The sequence below is a fragment of the Occallatibacter riparius genome (assembly GCF_025264625.1).
Lineage (GTDB): Bacteria > Acidobacteriota > Terriglobia > Terriglobales > Acidobacteriaceae > Telmatobacter > Telmatobacter riparius.
Genome location: NZ_CP093313.1, coordinates 3,554,398 through 3,570,199, shown reverse-complemented (window position 1 = coordinate 3,570,199; position 15,802 = coordinate 3,554,398). Strand labels below are relative to the sequence as shown.

14 protein-coding genes are annotated in these 15,802 nt (G+C 59.9%); 6 read left to right on the top strand and 8 right to left on the bottom strand.

What is annotated here, in order from left to right; translation table 11 throughout:
* Positions 1-45: 45 nt before the first annotated feature.
* On the top strand, positions 46-984 hold the full coding sequence (locus MOP44_RS14420; protein WP_260790664.1) for a M23 family metallopeptidase: 939 nt from the start codon (positions 46-48) through the stop codon (positions 982-984).
* Position 985: 1 nt separating this feature from the next.
* Here MOP44_RS14420 and MOP44_RS14415 read toward each other — a convergent pair whose 3' ends face one another.
* Together MOP44_RS14415 and MOP44_RS14410 are read right to left on the bottom strand one after the other, a co-directional pair.
* Entirely contained in the window at positions 986-3,058 is a 2,073-nt protein-coding gene (locus tag MOP44_RS14415; protein WP_260790663.1) for a site-specific recombinase, read from the bottom strand.
* Between the two features lie 60 nt (positions 3,059-3,118).
* Positions 3,119-4,495, bottom strand: coding sequence for a polysaccharide deacetylase family protein (locus tag MOP44_RS14410; RefSeq protein ID WP_260790662.1), 1,377 nt, complete (start codon positions 4,493-4,495; stop codon positions 3,119-3,121).
* 161 nt (positions 4,496-4,656) lie between these two features.
* Between MOP44_RS14410 and MOP44_RS14405 the strand changes: the two genes are divergently transcribed.
* Positions 4,657-6,000 carry a nucleotide sugar dehydrogenase gene (locus tag MOP44_RS14405; protein WP_260790661.1) on the top strand — a complete coding sequence of 448 codons (1,344 nt, stop codon included), beginning with the start codon at positions 4,657-4,659 and terminating at the stop codon, positions 5,998-6,000.
* Positions 6,001-6,067: 67 nt separating this feature from the next.
* On the opposite strand, the gene MOP44_RS14400 is transcribed toward MOP44_RS14405, so the two are convergent.
* From MOP44_RS14400 to MOP44_RS14385, 4 genes are all read right to left on the bottom strand, one after another.
* Entirely contained in the window at positions 6,068-7,012 is a 945-nt protein-coding gene (locus tag MOP44_RS14400; RefSeq protein WP_260790660.1) for an SDR family oxidoreductase, read from the bottom strand.
* A gap of 132 nt (positions 7,013-7,144) precedes the next feature.
* Positions 7,145-8,041 carry a hypothetical protein gene (locus tag MOP44_RS14395; RefSeq protein ID WP_260790659.1) on the bottom strand — a complete coding sequence of 299 codons (897 nt, stop codon included), beginning with the start codon at positions 8,039-8,041 and terminating at the stop codon, positions 7,145-7,147.
* A 209-nt stretch (positions 8,042-8,250) separates the two neighbouring features.
* Positions 8,251-8,721, bottom strand: a complete 471-nt coding sequence (nuoI, locus tag MOP44_RS14390) for an NADH-quinone oxidoreductase subunit NuoI (RefSeq protein WP_260790658.1) — start codon at positions 8,719-8,721, stop codon at positions 8,251-8,253.
* A 69-nt stretch (positions 8,722-8,790) separates the two neighbouring features.
* Entirely contained in the window at positions 8,791-9,729 is a 939-nt protein-coding gene (locus tag MOP44_RS14385) for an alpha/beta hydrolase (RefSeq protein ID WP_260790656.1), read from the bottom strand.
* A 146-nt stretch (positions 9,730-9,875) separates the two neighbouring features.
* On the opposite strand from MOP44_RS14385, the gene MOP44_RS14380 reads away from it, so the two are divergent.
* From MOP44_RS14380 to MOP44_RS14370, 3 genes are read left to right on the top strand one after another with little or no spacing between them, the layout of a single operon-like run.
* Positions 9,876-11,531 (top strand): ribonuclease J, encoded by a 1,656-nt coding sequence (locus tag MOP44_RS14380; RefSeq protein ID WP_260790654.1) that lies wholly within the window; start codon positions 9,876-9,878, stop codon positions 11,529-11,531.
* Positions 11,532-11,562: 31 nt separating this feature from the next.
* Positions 11,563-12,399 (top strand): sulfite exporter TauE/SafE family protein, encoded by an 837-nt coding sequence (locus MOP44_RS14375; protein ID WP_260790653.1) that lies wholly within the window; start codon positions 11,563-11,565, stop codon positions 12,397-12,399.
* 5 nt (positions 12,400-12,404) lie between these two features.
* A complete protein-coding gene (locus MOP44_RS14370) occupies positions 12,405-12,770 on the top strand; it encodes a DUF1634 domain-containing protein (RefSeq protein ID WP_260790651.1) in 366 nt (121 codons plus the stop codon).
* Positions 12,771-12,775: 5 nt separating this feature from the next.
* Here MOP44_RS14370 and MOP44_RS14365 read toward each other — a convergent pair whose 3' ends face one another.
* On the bottom strand, positions 12,776-13,435 hold the full coding sequence (locus MOP44_RS14365) for a KdsC family phosphatase (protein WP_260790649.1): 660 nt from the start codon (positions 13,433-13,435) through the stop codon (positions 12,776-12,778).
* Between the two features lie 72 nt (positions 13,436-13,507).
* Here MOP44_RS14365 and MOP44_RS14360 point away from each other — a divergent pair, with 72 nt between their 5' ends.
* On the top strand, positions 13,508-13,696 hold the full coding sequence (locus MOP44_RS14360) for a DUF5522 domain-containing protein (RefSeq protein ID WP_260790646.1): 189 nt from the start codon (positions 13,508-13,510) through the stop codon (positions 13,694-13,696).
* Here MOP44_RS14360 and MOP44_RS14355 read toward each other — a convergent pair.
* A complete protein-coding gene (locus tag MOP44_RS14355; RefSeq protein ID WP_260790644.1) occupies positions 13,657-15,783 on the bottom strand; it encodes a VWA domain-containing protein in 2,127 nt (708 codons plus the stop codon). The genes MOP44_RS14360 and MOP44_RS14355 overlap by 40 nt on opposite strands.
* Positions 15,784-15,802: the final 19 nt, after the last annotated feature.

Here is a 15,802-nt window from a genome sequence, read left to right as displayed (position 1 = left end):
CCAACGTCTATGCGGAAGTACCCCAAGTCCGCAGGTTGAAGACAGATGAACTGTTCCTCTTCCCGTGTCATTCGCGCGGCGCTGGTCTCCCTCCTATTCTCATTCGCCGTTGCAGCATTCGCGCAGCACGCGGCTGAGCCGCACCCGGATCCCATCAAGAACGTCTTCTGGCAGCCGGACCAGCCCCAGCAGGGATCCCCGCTTTTTGTTACTTGCGAACTCACGGCACCTGCTATCAAGGTCACCGGCACGTGGCACGGCAAGCGCCTGACGTTCTTTCGCGGAGAAAAGCCGCATCTCTGGTACGCCCTCGCCGGCGTCGATCTTGACACGCAGCCCGGACCCTACGAAGTAAAGGTCAGTGCGCACCTGCGAACCGGCCGCTGGGCGAGCGCCACGAAGAGAGTGACCATCGAGCCAATCAACGCGAGCGCTGGGAACGTCCAGGTTCCGGAACAATACGTGCAGCCCAGCCCCGAGGAACAGAAGCAGATTGCCCACGACGACCTGCTCAAGAAAAGGGCTTTCGCCCGCGACATCCAGCGGCCGCTCTGGTCAGGCGGATTTGCCGAACCGATTGAAGCGCCTGCTACGCCAAGCTTCGGCGAGACACGCCTGATGAACGAGGAGAAGACCAGCCGCCACCTTGGGACTGATTATCCAGCGAAGGAGGGCACAGCGGTCCACGCGTCTAATTCGGGCGTCGTGGTGCTGGCGCGATCGATGTTCTACGAGGGCAACATCGTCATCATTAACCACGGCCAGCGCCTCTTCACCGTTTACATGCACCTGTCGCGCATCGATGTCCACGAAGGCCGGCGCGTGCGCAAGGGGCAGACCATGGGGCTGAGCGGAGCCACCGGCCGCGTCTCCGGGCCTCATCTACACTTTGAAGCGAAGTGGTCAGGCTCTGCAGTCGATCCGGTGCAGCTAGTCCACCTCACATTGCCTGATTTGAAGCCCGAACATCGCCACGCGCACTAGATTACGAAGCCTGGTGCCCGGCGCGGTCGGCTTCGCTCGTCTCGACGTTGATCCGCGGGGGGAACAGGAACCTCGCCGGCGATCGGAAGAAGCTCTTGATCGTATGCCGCAGCAATCTCCACTGCTCCTTCCCCGGTACCCCATACGCTCGCAAGGCGACGGATGCGGCGATGGAGAAGCTCACGCCGAGGTTGACAACAAAGGTGACAGCAACTCCATAGACCGTGTAGATGAACCAACCGCGATAGAGCCAGTCTTTTCCGAAACTCGCCGCGGCCAGCGCAAGTGTTCCGGTCGTGAGCGTCACGTGGCGAACATCGAGCGGAACACCAAGAAATTTTCCGAGCGCTGGAACGAAACCCAGACCAAAGCCAAGCACAATGCATGTGCCCCAGCCTGAGATATTGGCGTCGATGAAATTCGCCAGCCTCTTCATGCGTTGCTGGCCAAAGGTGTGACCCGCCGGATGCTGCGCAATGGCAAGCGGAATGGAGTTGAACTTGAAGAAATTCTCGATCCAGCCGCCTGCAAGCGCCGAGACCCACAGGATCAGGCCGGTGATGGCCGCGAAGATGATGGTGCCTGATCCAAACGGGTCGAGCGTGAAATAGACATACTTTGACGTTTGAACATCAAGGTAACGGCTTCCGAAAATATAGAACCACAGCTCAGCGAACGCCACGCACCCGCCGCCCACGGCAATGAGATTGGCGATCGCCGACGCCAGCTGGCTCCGGGCAATTCGGCTCACGAACTCCGCCACTCGCTCCAGCCGCTCCTTGCCTTGCGAGGTACGCACGATTCCGGCAAATGTTGCTGCGGTTACTGACGGCTGCTTGGTGGCAAGCGCGAGATGCAGATGCTGCATGACGATGAAACTCAGCGCATAGTCCATGCCGGCCGCCATGAACTCGACGAATGGTGGAAAATGCGCCTCCACCACACGCATCTTGATCGCCGCGGTCAGCACGGTCAATAGTCCGCCGCCCAAGGACGCTTTCCAGATGGAGCGGTATTCCTTGCGCGTATTTGCGATGTAGTGCTCGCCTGTCTTCCCGGTTCGCTCGACGATTTTGCGCGCCAGCAGCGCAGTGTTCTCGCGCAACAATCCGCGGACGCTTAGCTCGTCACGGCGGGAATTCATCACGTCATCCAGCAGGACCTTGACCGCAACGATCGCTTCATGAGGTTCCGCCACAAAGAGCAGCACGGCGATGCATTGCATGCGGTTAAGCGCCCGCTCGATGGTGAGCAGATCAAATACAAGCGCCGTGCTCACGCCCGCGTCTTCCATGCGCAGATGCGCGTGTTCAAGTTCTTCGCGGATGCGATGTGCCTGCGTGCGCCACTCACGGATCGTGTCAGGTGTTCCGCTCTGCTTCACCAACTCTGCTGTCGCTTGCTGGATCCGGTAATAGGGCGACTCTTCAATGGCATTGGGCGTGCTGCGCGCACGCATCTCCGGCGACAACCCAAGGCCGGCTATATGGACAGCGAGCAACTGGAAAGCCTGCGTCAGGTCGGATCGCTGAACAGCCCACGCCGCCGCGTCCTCTGCCGGAGAAAGAGCCCGCGCCATCCGCTCGAACTGTTCGTCCGGCAGTTCGAACAGCCTGTCGATGTCTTTGGCTGTGGGATAGAGTCGAACCACTAGCCAGCGAAGATCAGTCTCGCTCTGCGCGGAGGGTAGAATGCGCTGCGTAATGCGGCGAATGGTCTCGGACCACAGTCCCGCGTGCGGCTGCAGGCCCGCTTCGGCGAACAATTCCACTGAGCGGAGTTCGGTCAAAACCTGGCGACTGGCCGCCTGAAACGCTTTGCGCAGCTCCGTCTGCGATTCGATGAGCGTAAGAAAATTACCGAGCCGTGGCCTGGTCGCGCCGGAGACACCCTTGCCTGTCGATACCCACCTCTTAAGCGCAACAAAGGCGTCCAGCCGCTCAGCGAGGTCGGCCGGGTTCAGGTACCGCTCAAGGATGGACACGAGAGAGTTGATCGCCGGATCGCTACGCATCTCCGGCGGGAGGGATTCCAGAATCAGGTTGTGGGTATCAACAGCCTGTGAGACGGTCATCGCAGCCTACCCTGAAACTGCTGAAACGGCTGGGTGCATTCTAGCCGGGGTCAACCTGGGCTACCCCTGTTCATTTCTCCAGTCGTGATTCTCCAGGCCCGCCAGCGCGTCGAATATACCAGGCAGGTGCTTGGAGTAGGGATCACCAAGGCAGTTGTTGTGCCACAGCAGCGTGAACACGCCGCCGACGCTTGCGCATCTGCGCAACAACCCTCTCACGGCCTCCGAGCTCGCTTCCGGCGGCAGTCCCATGTACTGCGGGCTGACCAGCGACTGCTCCATGACGACGAGCGGTATCTCCAGAAGCTTCGCCCGTCGGTTCTCATTCCACAACCATGGTCGGTACGGCCAGCATGTTCCGGCGCGGAATCCCACGCAATCGGCAAATCCTACTGAGCTGTCGTACGCCATCCCGCACTGCTCCCAGTGCAGCCACGTGTCAGGCGACCAGCGAAGGTAATGCTGCCGGCCGCCCATCTCGCCCTCACCGACCGCCCGCCGGCACCGGTCCACTTCGGCGGCCAATTCCTCTGGGTTGCCGAATGTGTAATAGCCCGGGTGCACGCCCATTTCGATTGCGTGCGCACGCGCCCAGTCCATCACGCGTGCTACGCGGGGATCATCGATGTCATAGCCGCTGTCAAAGGCCGTGCGCGCCGAAGCTTTCCAGTAAAGGGCAGACTTGAGCCCTCGTGTCTGCACCTGCTCGCAGATCTCCATCACCTGCCCCAGCGAGCCTGGCAGCACTCCGGTAAATCCGCTCAGCAGATCGCGGATGGCCGCGCCGAACTGACGTCGCGCCAGGATCTGCACCGCGGGCTCGCGCAGGCGAAAGGGAATCCCGATGAGGTCCACATCGTGGCTCACCTTTACCCGTACTGTTCGCTTTGGCGCGCGCCACCCGGGCTCCATCGCCTGAATGATCTGCTCTAGCGCCAGTCCCCACTCATCCACGATGGGCCGGTCGAGATACCCGTCGCGTGTTGCTACTCCGTTTGCGGATCGGAAGCGCCCGTGCTCATCTCGTTCCGTAGACACGATCTCCTCGTATCGAGATAGCACCAACGCCGCCGAGGCCAACAGGTCTTCCGTACAGCGGAATTCCCCCGGCGCAGTCTCCACAAACAGCGACTCGCCTGCCTTGGACTCCGCGGAACAGAACGGCACAATGAATTCGGGTACCGGGCCGCCGAGGTGGGCGTCAGGTTCTCTGAACCAACTCTTTCGCACCACCCGTCCGCTGCTCAGCTCGGTCTTCGATGCCGGAAAGACGATCTGGCCTGCACCATCTCTCCTGCGCAGAATCAGGGAGCCTGGATTGGCGTCGATACGCCAGCCCTGCCAGTCATGGTCGTGCAGGCCAGCGCGGCGGGACAGTTCCTCCAGCCCGTAGAGCCGTGCCTCGTCTGAGATTCGAAGTGCTCCCGTTGCGGTCATCCTTATATCCCACAACTCTAACCTGTCTACCGCAGGGGCAAGACGCGCGCGCTCACACGATACCCGTACCGTGCTCACTCACGTTGGCGATTGTGCGACAGACCCGATTGCAATAGCTTTGATACTCGGTCAAGTAAATTCAGAGGAATTAGAATTACGCTATGTCCACCATCAGCACCTCGCTGCCTGAGTTGAAGCAGCGCATTGAGTCCCGTGAAGCTCGTATAGGCATTGTCGGCATGGGTTATGTCGGTCTGCCGCTTGCACTTCTGTTCAGCGCCGAGCGGTTCCGCATCACCGGCTTCGACATTGCCGAGAGCAAGGTCGAGACCCTCAACTCCGGTGGATCCTACATTGTCCGCATTCTGCCTGAACACATCCAGGAGGCACAAAGAGCCGGGTTCAGCGCGACTTCTGATTATTCAGAGGTGGCCAGCATGGATGCGGTCATCATCTGCGTACCCACGCCACTCAATGAGTACCACGAGCCCGACCTGAGCTACGTGACCGGCACCGTGCAATCGATCGCGCCGTACGTGCGAGCGGGTCAGCTCATCGTGCTGGAAAGCACGACCTATCCCGGCACGACCGAGGAGATAGTCGTCCCGTTGCTCGAGAAGGGCAACCCCCACGGGCTTAAGGTTGCTCGGTCAGTCGGTGATATCGGCCTTCATGTGGCCTTCTCGCCCGAACGCGAAGATCCCGGCAACGACACCGTCGCGCGGCACGACATCCCCAAAGTTGTTGGAGGCTGCGATCCCGGCGCGGTGGAACTCGCCACCGCCATGTACGGCTCCATCTTCCGCCGCGTCATTCCCGTATCAAGCCCTGCCGTGGCGGAGATGACCAAGCTTCTTGAAAACATCTACCGCTGCGTGAACATCGCCTTGGTGAACGAGCTGAAACAGCTCTGCATGCGCATGGGCATCGACATGCACGAAGTCATCGATGCCGCCAAGACAAAGCCATTCGGCTTCCAGGCCTTTTATCCCGGCCCCGGGCTTGGCGGACACTGCATCCCCATCGATCCGTTTTATCTCTCGTGGAAGGCCAAGGAATACGACTTCCGCACCAAGTTCATCGAACTAGCCGGGGAAGTGAACATCGGCATGCCCTACTTCGTTATCGAGCAGACCGCTGCCGCGCTCAACGATCACCGCAAGGCGATGAACGGTTCGAAGATCCTTGTCCTCGGCCTCTCGTACAAGAAAGACATCGACGACCTGCGCGAGTCACCCTCGCTCACGATCATCGAGTTGCTGCGCCAGAAGGGCGCTACTGTCTTCTACAACGATCCGTTCTTCCCGCACGTGGGGCGCGGCCGCCACTACGACCTCAACATGGAGAACACGCCGCTCGACAATATCGAGCAATTCGATGCTGTCCTCATCGTCACTGATCACTCCACATATGACTATAAGGACATCGTCAATCGCGCGAAGTTGGTGATCGACACTCGGAACGCGACCAAGGGGATTCAGTCGGATAAGATCGTGCGCTGCTGATCGCGCACGTGACTCCGAACATGCGAAAGGGCGCTCGAATCCGAGCGCCCTTTGTCACACTTTCTTACTAAAGCCCTTCACTCTCCCGATACCAATCCACGGTCCTGCGCAATCCTTCCCGGAAATCCACCAGGGGCTTGTACCCCATGCGCTCTTCCGCTTTGCGGATATCCGCAAGCGAATCGTGCACATCGCCGGAGCGCGCCGGACCGTAGGCGGGCTCGCCCTTGTGCCCGGTCAGGTCACGCAGAACCTTGAACGTTTCATTCAGCGTGATTCGCCGGCCGGTCGCGGCATTCATCATCTCACCCGAGACCCTATCAGCCGGCGCCTCGGCCGCAAGCAGATTCGCATGTACCACGTTGTCGATGTAGGTAAAGTCGCGGCTCTGCTCGCCGTCTCCGTAGATCGTGGGCTGTTCGCCCTTCAGCATCTTGCGGCAGAAGATGGCCAACACGCCGGAGTAATGCGACGTGGGATCCTGGTAGGGCCCGAACACGTTGAAGTAACGGAGTGTCACAGTTTCCAGCCCATACACACGTGTAAACGAGGCCAGATAGTGCTCGCCCGCGAGCTTCGCCACGGCGTACGGCGAGATAGGGCTCGGCTTCATCTCTTCATGCTTCGGCAGAGTCGGCGTGTCGCCATAAGCCGACGATGATCCCGCATACACCACGCGGCGCACGCCCGCGTCACGTGCAGCTACGAGCACGTTCAGAGTTGCATCCACGCAGTTCACATTTGTGCCTACCGGATCGGCCACTGACCGTGGTACCGATGCCAGCGCGGCCTCGTGGAATACAACCTCGACACCCTTGCATGCGCGTGCGCACGCCGCAGGATCAGCCAGATCTCCCTCGATGAATTCCATCGTTTCGATGCCGACCAGGTTCGTGCGCCTGCCTGTTATGAAATTGTCGATGCCGCGCACCGACTCGCCGCGCGCCAGGAGCGCCGCCGCAATGGAACGGCCGATGAAACCAGCCGCTCCTGTCACAAGATATTTAGCCAACGTGCCTTCTCCAACTGTTACTCGCGTCCAAAGACCGCAAGGTTCAGTCTAAAAGGTCACGACGGGCGGCGTGGTGCAAAGTACTCATATCCGCCGAATGGAACCAGTCGAGTCGCGCTCTCGTCCCGGTTTTCACCAGCCTCGATAAAAGTAGGCCCCGCGCACGCCCCACACCGGTGGCCCATATCCATATCCATACGCGTAAACGGGCGGTGGCGGAGCGGGAGGCGTGTAGACGTACGTCGGCGGCTGTTGCATGACCACTACCTGCGGAGGCTGCTGAATCACCACCGGAGGCTGCTGATAGAAGTTGTACGTGGGCGCAGCCTGATATTGCGGTTGCGGCGTGTATTGGGGTTGCGGCGCATACTGCTGCGGCGGAGGCTGATAGGACTGCTGCTGCACCGGCTGCTGTTGCTGCACCGGGGGCTCATCGTACGACTGATCGCGATGCCTGAGACCGTACGGATCCGTATAGGGTAGCTTAGCATTTGGCACTGCGAAGCTGTCCATGATCTTCAGGGTCATCCGGGTTTCTTGCTTCAGCGTAGGCCTGGGTCCGCGCGCAGGTAGCATCAGCAGATCGATGGGCCAGAGCACCGGAATCGACCACAGGACGGCGTCGCGCACCGCGTGGCCCTTTCCGAGAATGCGCCCGTATGTGTCGACGCGATAACCTGGCACATCCACCACGCGCGCATCAATTGGAACTTCGACGTCGGGCTCAATCACGAGTTGATCGAACCGCAGTTCCATGTATCCCTTGCCTACGAAATGGCCGGGATCTTTGTACTCTTCGAAGTGTCCAACCAGAAAGCTGTTATACGGCAGGGTGGCTCGCCCGTAGCGTTCCGAATGTGCCAGATGACACAGCACCGGGTCGCCCACAGCCGTGTTTTTAGAGGAGAGTTTTGGCTCATCGGTCGTGCACGAAATCAGAGAGCCAGCCGGAATGATGTGTTCGCCAGCGTCCGCAAAGAGCGGCGGCGCAAGCAGGACGGAGAACAGCACCAGAGAGGTGCATTTCATAACCTGCCTCCAGATAGACGGCCCCAAGGAAAGCCGCCCGGCATTTCGACTTTTCAATCACCCACGAGACGAGAGACGCGAATACACTCGCGGACCCAGTGGAGTCGCGAAAGTTTCGGAGACAGGCAGAATTATTTTTGAGGCCTGCTAACTTCGACGGGCTTTTGTCGTCGGGCGGACGTAACTTAGCGTTCGGTGCGACGTCAGGGTTACTTCTCTTCCGTCCGCGCCTGGAATGGCGTCAGCATGTCTTCCTTGCGCATCACCAGATTGGTGGCGTTCAGCGTGGCGAGCTCAAACCCGTGCCCATGCGTGATGGCATCGGTCGGGCAAGCTTCGACGCAATAACCGCAGAAGATGCAGCGGTTGTAGTCGATGTTGTACACCTTCGCGTACCGCTCGGACGACGAGATTCGCTTTTCCTCGGTGTTCTCGTCTGCCTCGATGTAAATGCAGTTCGAGGGGCAGGCAGCAGCGCACAGGAAGCACGCCACGCACTTTTCCAAGCCGTTCTCGTCGCGCTGCAGAACGTGCGCCCCGCGGTAGCGCTGTTCGAATTTGGCGCCACGCAGCGGGCCGGGACCGTCGGGATAGTTTTCCACCTGCGTGGGCTGCAGCATCTCGCCGAACGTGATGCTCATGCCCTTCGCAATGCCCGCGATATTGCGCACAATCGACATACGGTTAGTATACGATGCGGGTCCCGTAAGACCGGTGATCCTGACCGCAGCCAAGGACCCGCCTTTGCTCTATTTGATCACCGCCGGAATCAGCCCCTGCTTGCGCAACCACGTTTCCAGCAGCGCAGGCCATTGGTCCAGTGAGGGATCGCCCGTGCCGAGCCCAGTCCCGTGCTGCCCATGCGCAAAAATGTGGCCTTCGGCCGGCACGCCGGCTTTCAGCAGTGCCTCGTAGAAGCGCAGTCCCTGCTGTACCGGCACCAGCCCGTCATCGGCTGTGTGCCACCAGAACGTCGGCGGGGTCTCTTTCGTGACAAAGAGATCAGGAGAGTACGCCGCACGCAGTGCCTCGCACCGGTCCATGACGTCGAACAATTTGCAGTAGCTCAGGTGCGAAGTATCGCTGGAGATCGCCCCAATCCACGGATACCCCAGAATCAGATAATTGGGCCGGCTCGAAACCCGCTCCAGCGGATCCGCCGCCGCGGGATCGCCAGGTGCCGGCTGCACGCTGGCCAAGGCCGCAAGATGTCCTCCCGCCGAAAACCCAATGATGGCTATGCGATTCAAATCAATTTTGTAATCTGTTGCCCGCGCCCGCACCGTCTGCACCGCCCGCCGCGCATCCAGCAGTGGAATCGGCAGCAGATATCCATGCGAGCTCAGCCGGTACTGCAGAATGAACGCCGTGAACCCCCGTGACGTGAACCAGTCCGCAACCTGCCGGCCCTCCAGGTTTGCCGCCAGATGCGCGTAGGAGCCGCCCGGCAGCACGACTACCGCCGACCCATTTCCGTGTCCCGGTTGGGGCCGCACAATGGTCAGCGTCGGAACGTCCCAGCAATCGCTGCCCTTCGCCTGGGGCGCATCGCCTGGCCACAGCCGGATTGTCTCAATCCCTAGCCACGCATTGTTTTCGCCCGGGGTGGCGCAAGGTTCTTTCTGCTGAGCGCCCGCGAACCCGCAGATCGTCAAGAGCACAGCCAATACCGCCATCGTCTTCCGCATTCGTCTCTCCAACAGGGTGTCCGCCCAATTTTAAGTCACTGCTCCCCGACCCGCTTGCCCTCGCCCGGTCTTCCCTGCAACTTGGGCCCGGTTTGCCATCCCTACTCCCTTATCCCTTTTCCCTGTTACGATCTAAGTTGGACGCGATGCAGACTAACAAGCTGAAAATCATACCTTTGGGCGGACTGGGCGAGTTCGGCATGAACTGCCTTGCCCTGCAGTGGGAAGACGATATCCTCGTCATTGACGCCGGCCTCATGTTCCCCGAGAGCGAGCTGCTCGGGGTTGACATCGTCGTGCCGGACATCACCTATCTCGTCGAGAACAAGGAAAAAATCCGCGCCATCGTCCTGACCCACGGCCACGAGGATCACATCGGCGGCCTGCCGTGGATCCTCAGCGAAATCAAGGTTCCCGTCTACGCGACCGAGTTCACCCTCGCCTATGTGGAGGGCAAGCTTGAAGAGCATCACCTGCTGGACGAGACCGAACTGATCGAGATCGCGCCCAAGCAGAAGTTCACCATTGGACCGTTCATTATCGAGCCCATCCGCGTCACGCATTCCCTGGTGGATTGTGTTGCTCTCGCCGTCGAGACGCCGGTCGGCATCGTTATCCATACCGGTGACTTCAAGATCGATCTCTCGCCGCTCGACGACCACGCGTTCGATCTGCACACCTTCGCCGAGTATGGCAAGCGCGGCGTTCTCGCCCTGCTGCAGGACTCCACCAACGTGGAGCGTCCAGGCTATACGCCCTCGGAACGCGCTGTCCGCCCGCGGCTCGATGAAATCTTTTCGCGCGCGCGTAAGAAGCTGTTCTTCTCCTGTTTTTCGTCCTCCATCTACCGGATCCGCATCGCCATGGAGTTGGCGCGCGAGCACAAGCGCAAGGTCTGCATCATCGGCCGCTCCATGGTTGAAAGCACTGAGATCGCTCAGGACCTCGGCTATCTCGACGTCCCGACCGGCCTGGTCATCAACCCCGGCCAGATGAAGGACTACCCTGTCGACCAGCTTATGGTGCTCATCAGCGGTACGCAGGGCGAACCCATGAGCGCCCTAAGCCGTGCGGCCGTGGACAACCACAAGCATGCGCGCGTCGATAAAGGCGACACCGTCGTCCTCAGTTCACGCATCATTCCCGGCAACGAAAAGGGTATCTTCCGCGTAATCGATCACCTTTACCGCCGCGACGCCAACGTCATCTACGATGACGGCTCGCACGGACTAATCCACGTCTCCGGACACGGCAGCCAAGAAGAGATGCGCCTGCTCATCAACCTGGTGAAGCCGAAATTCTTCATCCCCGTGCACGGCGACTACCGCTACCTCCGCCGCCACGCACAGATCGCCATGGAGACCGGCTCGGTCGAGCACGCCATCGTGATTGAAGACGGCGACGTGCTCGAACTCGATCGGGACGATGCGCGCAAAATCGACAAGGTCACCGCCGGCCGCGTACTGATCGACTCCGGCTCGTCAATTGATGTTGTCGAGGATCTCGTGATTCGCGATCGCCGCATTTTGTCGGAAGACGGCATCGTGCTCGCCATCCTGGCCATCAACAAGCGGACCGGAATCGTCGAGCGCACACCGGAAGTTGTGATGCGCGGCTTCGCCGCAGGCGACATCACCGAAGAAGCGCGCATGTGCGTCATGAAGACGTTGGACAGCCTCAGCGGTGAGGAGAAAACCGACTACGGCATGGTCAAGGAAAAGGTGCGAGTCGATCTCAAGCGTCTGATCCAGAAGAGCACCGGCCGCCGTCCGCTGATCATGCCCGTCATCCTGGAAATCTGAACGGCTAACCGAGCAACCACAGCGCTCCAACATGACTGTCCTGACCTTCACCGTCGCTGTCTGGGCCATTTCGCTCCTCGCAGGTTTCCTGGGAGCGCTCACCGGGCTTGGCGGCGGAGTTGTCGTTGTTCCCGCACTCACCATCCTGCTTGGCGTTGACATCAAATACGCGATCGGCGCATCGCTGGTTTCTGTCATCGCCACTTCCTCGGGTGCGGCCGCGGCATACGTGCGCGAGGGCTTCTCTAACGTCCGCATCGGCATGTTCCTTGAAATCGCCACTACCATCGGCGCCATTGCCGGAGCGTGGCTGGCCGCATTCACCAGCACTCACATCATCGCGATCGTGTTCGGCGTCGTACTGATTCAATCGGCATGGCAGTCCCTGTTCGGCAGCCATCACGGCAGCGGCCCAGCGGAATCCGACGCCCTCGGCGCGCGCCTCCGCCTCGCCGGCGACTATCCCGAAAACGGTCAGAGTTGTGAATACGGCGTCCGCAACGTTAAAACGGGCTTCAGCCTGATGTTCGGCGCCGGAGCGCTCTCCGGCCTACTTGGCATCGGCTCCGGAGCGGTCAAGGTGATCGCCATGGACCGCGCCATGCGCATTCCCTTCAAGGTATCCACCACCACCAGCAATTTCATGATTGGAGTCACAGCCGCTGCAAGCGCCGGAGTCTACCTGAGTCGCGGCTATATAGACCCCCGCGTCGCAATGCCCGTCATGCTCGGCGTTCTTGCCGGAGCTTTCCTCGGCAGTAAGGTCCTTGTCCACGCCCCGGTGCGCACCCTGCGCATCGTCTTCGGCGTGGTCATCCTCGTTATGGCGATTGAGATGATCATCAACGGCATCACGGGAAAGGTTTAGCGCCCATGGACGATCGCCGTCTCGAAACCATCATGGGCAATCTGCTCCGCGTCGGAGTGTTACTCGCCGCTGGTCTTGTCACGATCGGAGCGCTGGTCTACCTGGCGCAGCACTATGCCGGCCACATCAGCTTCCACAACTTCATTGAAGAGTCAGCCGATCTCCGCACGGTCGGAGGCATCTTCAAGCTTGCCACCCAGTTCAACAGTCTTGGACTGATTCAGTTCGGCCTGCTGCTCCTTATCGCTACGCCCGTAGCCCGCGTCGTCTTCGCTGTCATTGGGTTCGCTCTCGAGCGCGACCGACTCTACGTCGCAGTCAGCGCCATCGTGCTCGTCATCCTAGTGATCAGCCTTCTGCACGCCACCTGATTCGATCAGGCGCGTTCGACGCCATTCCCAATGTCCATCGACGGTGAGATTGGATTCGACTCGTCAATCATCGTCTCGATGCAGTTATTCAGAATCCCCTTCGCGTCCAGGATGAAATCCACGGCGTCGCGCCCTCCGCCATATCCGCCGGCATGCTTCGTCACATAATGCGCCTCGGCCTTCACCTGCTCGCGCGCATTCTCAACCGCTACCGCGAAGCCGACCTGCCGCATCACAGGAAGATCGATCACGTCGTCGCCCACATAAGCAATCTCTTCCAGCGTCACGCCTTCCTTCTCCATGATTTCGCGGATGGGCCGCATCTTGAACGCCTGCCCCATGTAGACGTAGTCCATCTTCAGATCGCGCATGCGCGTAGCAACCGTCTCTGAAATGCGCTTGGTGATGACGCCACACTTCAGCCCGCCGATCCGGGCCAGCGAAATGCCCGCACCATCATGAGCCGAGTAGCCCTTGGCCTCCATCATCGTTGCGGATGACACGCCAAAACCCACACCATCGGCCGACGCCATGTGCTGATCCACCTTTGCACTCGTTCCGCCCGGTGCAGGCACCAGCCAAATGGTGCCATCCGTTAGCACTCCATCCACGTCGAAGATGATGATTTTGATCCGCCGCGCCCGCTCAGTTGCCGTTAAACTCATAGGACTATTCTAGGCGGCTGGCCGGTCCATCCTCTTCCTGGGTGGGAAGGAATCCGCGACAATAGAAGCAGCATGCCGTCGCCGCCGCTTCTCGACCCCGAAGACTACTACATCGAAAACGGGCTACTTGTTTTCACCGCCGCATACCACCGGAAGCGCGGTTACTGCTGTGGCAACGCCTGCCGCCATTGCCCCTACGACCATGTCAACGTACCCGGCAGTCAGTGCCCACCTGATCCCGATCCCAACGCGGAAGGCTGAGCTACCGACTCTCTCACCAGCACCGCAAATCGAGGAAACGCAAAGCTTCCCCCCGCATCGTCAATTACGTTCAGCTGGCACACATACTGTCCCGGCTTCAACCCATTCAGCGGAACATCCAGTTCCACCGCTACGGCCTCGCGTCCCGGCACATTGATGGTTGTGGCCTTTACGACGGGCGTCTCATACACCTTCGCCGCCCCCTGCAGCAGTTCCAGGCTGCTTAGCACGTTGACGCCGGCCTTCGTCCCCTTCGGCGCACTCTCGGCAAGCTTCTCCTTCGCAGGCCCATACACCTCATAAAGGAGATACAAATGCTGATCCTGGCGGAACACATGACTGATATTCGGCACGTACTCTTCGCCGTTTCGCACCAGCGGACTGTCATGCTTTGACGGCTGCCGCGCGCTCGCCAGCACGATGGAACTCATTTTCAGGGGCAGCTTCTTCATCTCGGGCAGCGCAATATCCGCCTCGAACGACCCCATCCGTCCCGTCTGGTTCTCACGCACCACAAACTTCAGGTGGTACTTCCCCGCCGGCAGATTGAAGCTGGTCGTGTACTGGATATTCTTCTGCCGCGCGCCCACGGCCCGATCGAGATTCAGCTTCACCGTTTCGCGCGCCCGTCCGATGGGCCGCTTCACCTCGTCCATCACTGTGCCGATAATGTCCAGCGTTGCTTTGTCCTTATCGCCGCCCTTCACAAAGGGAATCTGCGACCCCGGCACTACCAGAGACACCGGCACGTAAAACCGGTTCTCTTCCAGCCGGAAATACATGGCATCCAGATACACCGACATATCCGTCGCTGGTAAGTCGCTCGCTAACTGCTCTTCTAACTGCTGCTCACGGTCCCCCTTAACCGAGTGCGCAAAGTCCGCCGGCGCATAGTACCCCTGCCGATATTCCAGCTTCACGCCCGGCCGGTTTACCTTGATTGTCAGCTTGCGGTACTTCCCATCGCGTAGAGGATTCGTCGAGTGAAACCCGATCGCGTAATAAGCCGAGGTGTCCTTCTGCACCTGTGCAAACGCCGGCGCAAAATCGTTCGAGTCGAAGAACGCCTTCCCGCCCGTGTCTGAGCTCAGCGTCGCCATCACCTCCTGCGACGCAAAGTTCGCACTCATATTGTTCGCGAGCGCGCCACCGTTGTACGCGCCCTGCCCGCGCAAGCTCCCCGTTGACGCATCGCCTACCGGCGAAACCGCCTGCAGCCCACGGGTGTCAACGCTATAAATCGCCAGATTCGCGCGCACAGCGGCATTCACCGCCGCCCGCAGGGACGCCTGATTCTCAATCCCATCGCGCGAGATGCCGCCTGAGAAATACAGGAGCGATTTCTTCTCTTGTATCTTTTCGAGCGACTTCGCCACTGCCCGCAGCGCAAATAACTCCCGGTCTGTATTGATGTCGTTGTATTCGCTCTCGTCCGGCGTATAACCCGTTGTATCTTCTGTCTGGTTCGAGTTAGCCGTTGCGCCCTGCGCGAACCCTTGCCCTTCGGTGCCGTTGTAAATCCCCACGTCGGCGATCAGCGCGTCCTTGTCGGCCGTAAAATCCTGGTCCACCTTGAGCGTGTCGCCCAGCGAAACAAGCGCAATCAAATCCGCCGGCGACATCTTGTTCTTGAGAAACTCCCTCGCCGCATCCACGCTGCGATCCAGGTCCTCCGGTTGCATCGACGTCAGATCGAAGAAGAAGACGATCAGCCTGTGATTCCGCAACTCCTCAGGCTTCGCAACCTTGAGGGCCTTGTCACCGACGCCTCCAGCGGCTAGCCCGCTTACCGTCGCCTCGCTCAGCGGAGTCGCCATTTCTACGCTTTGAAAATCGAAGGAGGCAATCTCCTGCTTCTTGCCATTTTCAAAAACAGTAAAGTCGCTCTGCTTCAGATCGCGTACCACCTCGCCGGTCTTTGCATCCCGCGCTACAACATTGGTCAGCACCAGCTCTGCATTCGCGTGAATAACGAATCCTCCAGCCGGCTGATTCTGGTCCTGCTGCGCCGACGACAGTGCTCCTCCCGGCGCAAGCAAACTTATCGCTGCCACCACCGCCAACGCCTTGCGCACCAACTCACGCATTGAAGTCACCCTGACCCTG

Coding starts and splice junctions, on each gene's coding strand:
- MOP44_RS14380 (WP_260790654.1), top strand. CDS start 9,876: ATGCAGACTAACAAGCTGAAAATCATACCTTTGGGCGGACTGGGCGAG.
- nuoI (WP_260790658.1), bottom strand. CDS start 8,721: ATGTCGATTGTGCGCAATATCGCGGGCATTGCGAAGGGCATGAGCATC.
- MOP44_RS14360 (WP_260790646.1), top strand. CDS start 13,508: ATGCCGTCGCCGCCGCTTCTCGACCCCGAAGACTACTACATCGAAAAC.
- MOP44_RS14365 (WP_260790649.1), bottom strand. CDS start 13,435: ATGAGTTTAACGGCAACTGAGCGGGCGCGGCGGATCAAAATCATCATC.
- MOP44_RS14405 (WP_260790661.1), top strand. CDS start 4,657: ATGTCCACCATCAGCACCTCGCTGCCTGAGTTGAAGCAGCGCATTGAG.
- MOP44_RS14410 (WP_260790662.1), bottom strand. CDS start 4,495: ATGACCGCAACGGGAGCACTTCGAATCTCAGACGAGGCACGGCTCTAC.
- MOP44_RS14355 (WP_260790644.1), bottom strand. CDS start 15,783: ATGCGTGAGTTGGTGCGCAAGGCGTTGGCGGTGGTGGCAGCGATAAGT.
- MOP44_RS14395 (WP_260790659.1), bottom strand. CDS start 8,041: ATGAAATGCACCTCTCTGGTGCTGTTCTCCGTCCTGCTTGCGCCGCCG.
- MOP44_RS14420 (WP_260790664.1), top strand. CDS start 46: ATGAACTGTTCCTCTTCCCGTGTCATTCGCGCGGCGCTGGTCTCCCTC.
- MOP44_RS14415 (WP_260790663.1), bottom strand. CDS start 3,058: ATGACCGTCTCACAGGCTGTTGATACCCACAACCTGATTCTGGAATCC.
- MOP44_RS14370 (WP_260790651.1), top strand. CDS start 12,405: ATGGACGATCGCCGTCTCGAAACCATCATGGGCAATCTGCTCCGCGTC.
- MOP44_RS14385 (WP_260790656.1), bottom strand. CDS start 9,729: ATGCGGAAGACGATGGCGGTATTGGCTGTGCTCTTGACGATCTGCGGG.
- MOP44_RS14375 (WP_260790653.1), top strand. CDS start 11,563: ATGACTGTCCTGACCTTCACCGTCGCTGTCTGGGCCATTTCGCTCCTC.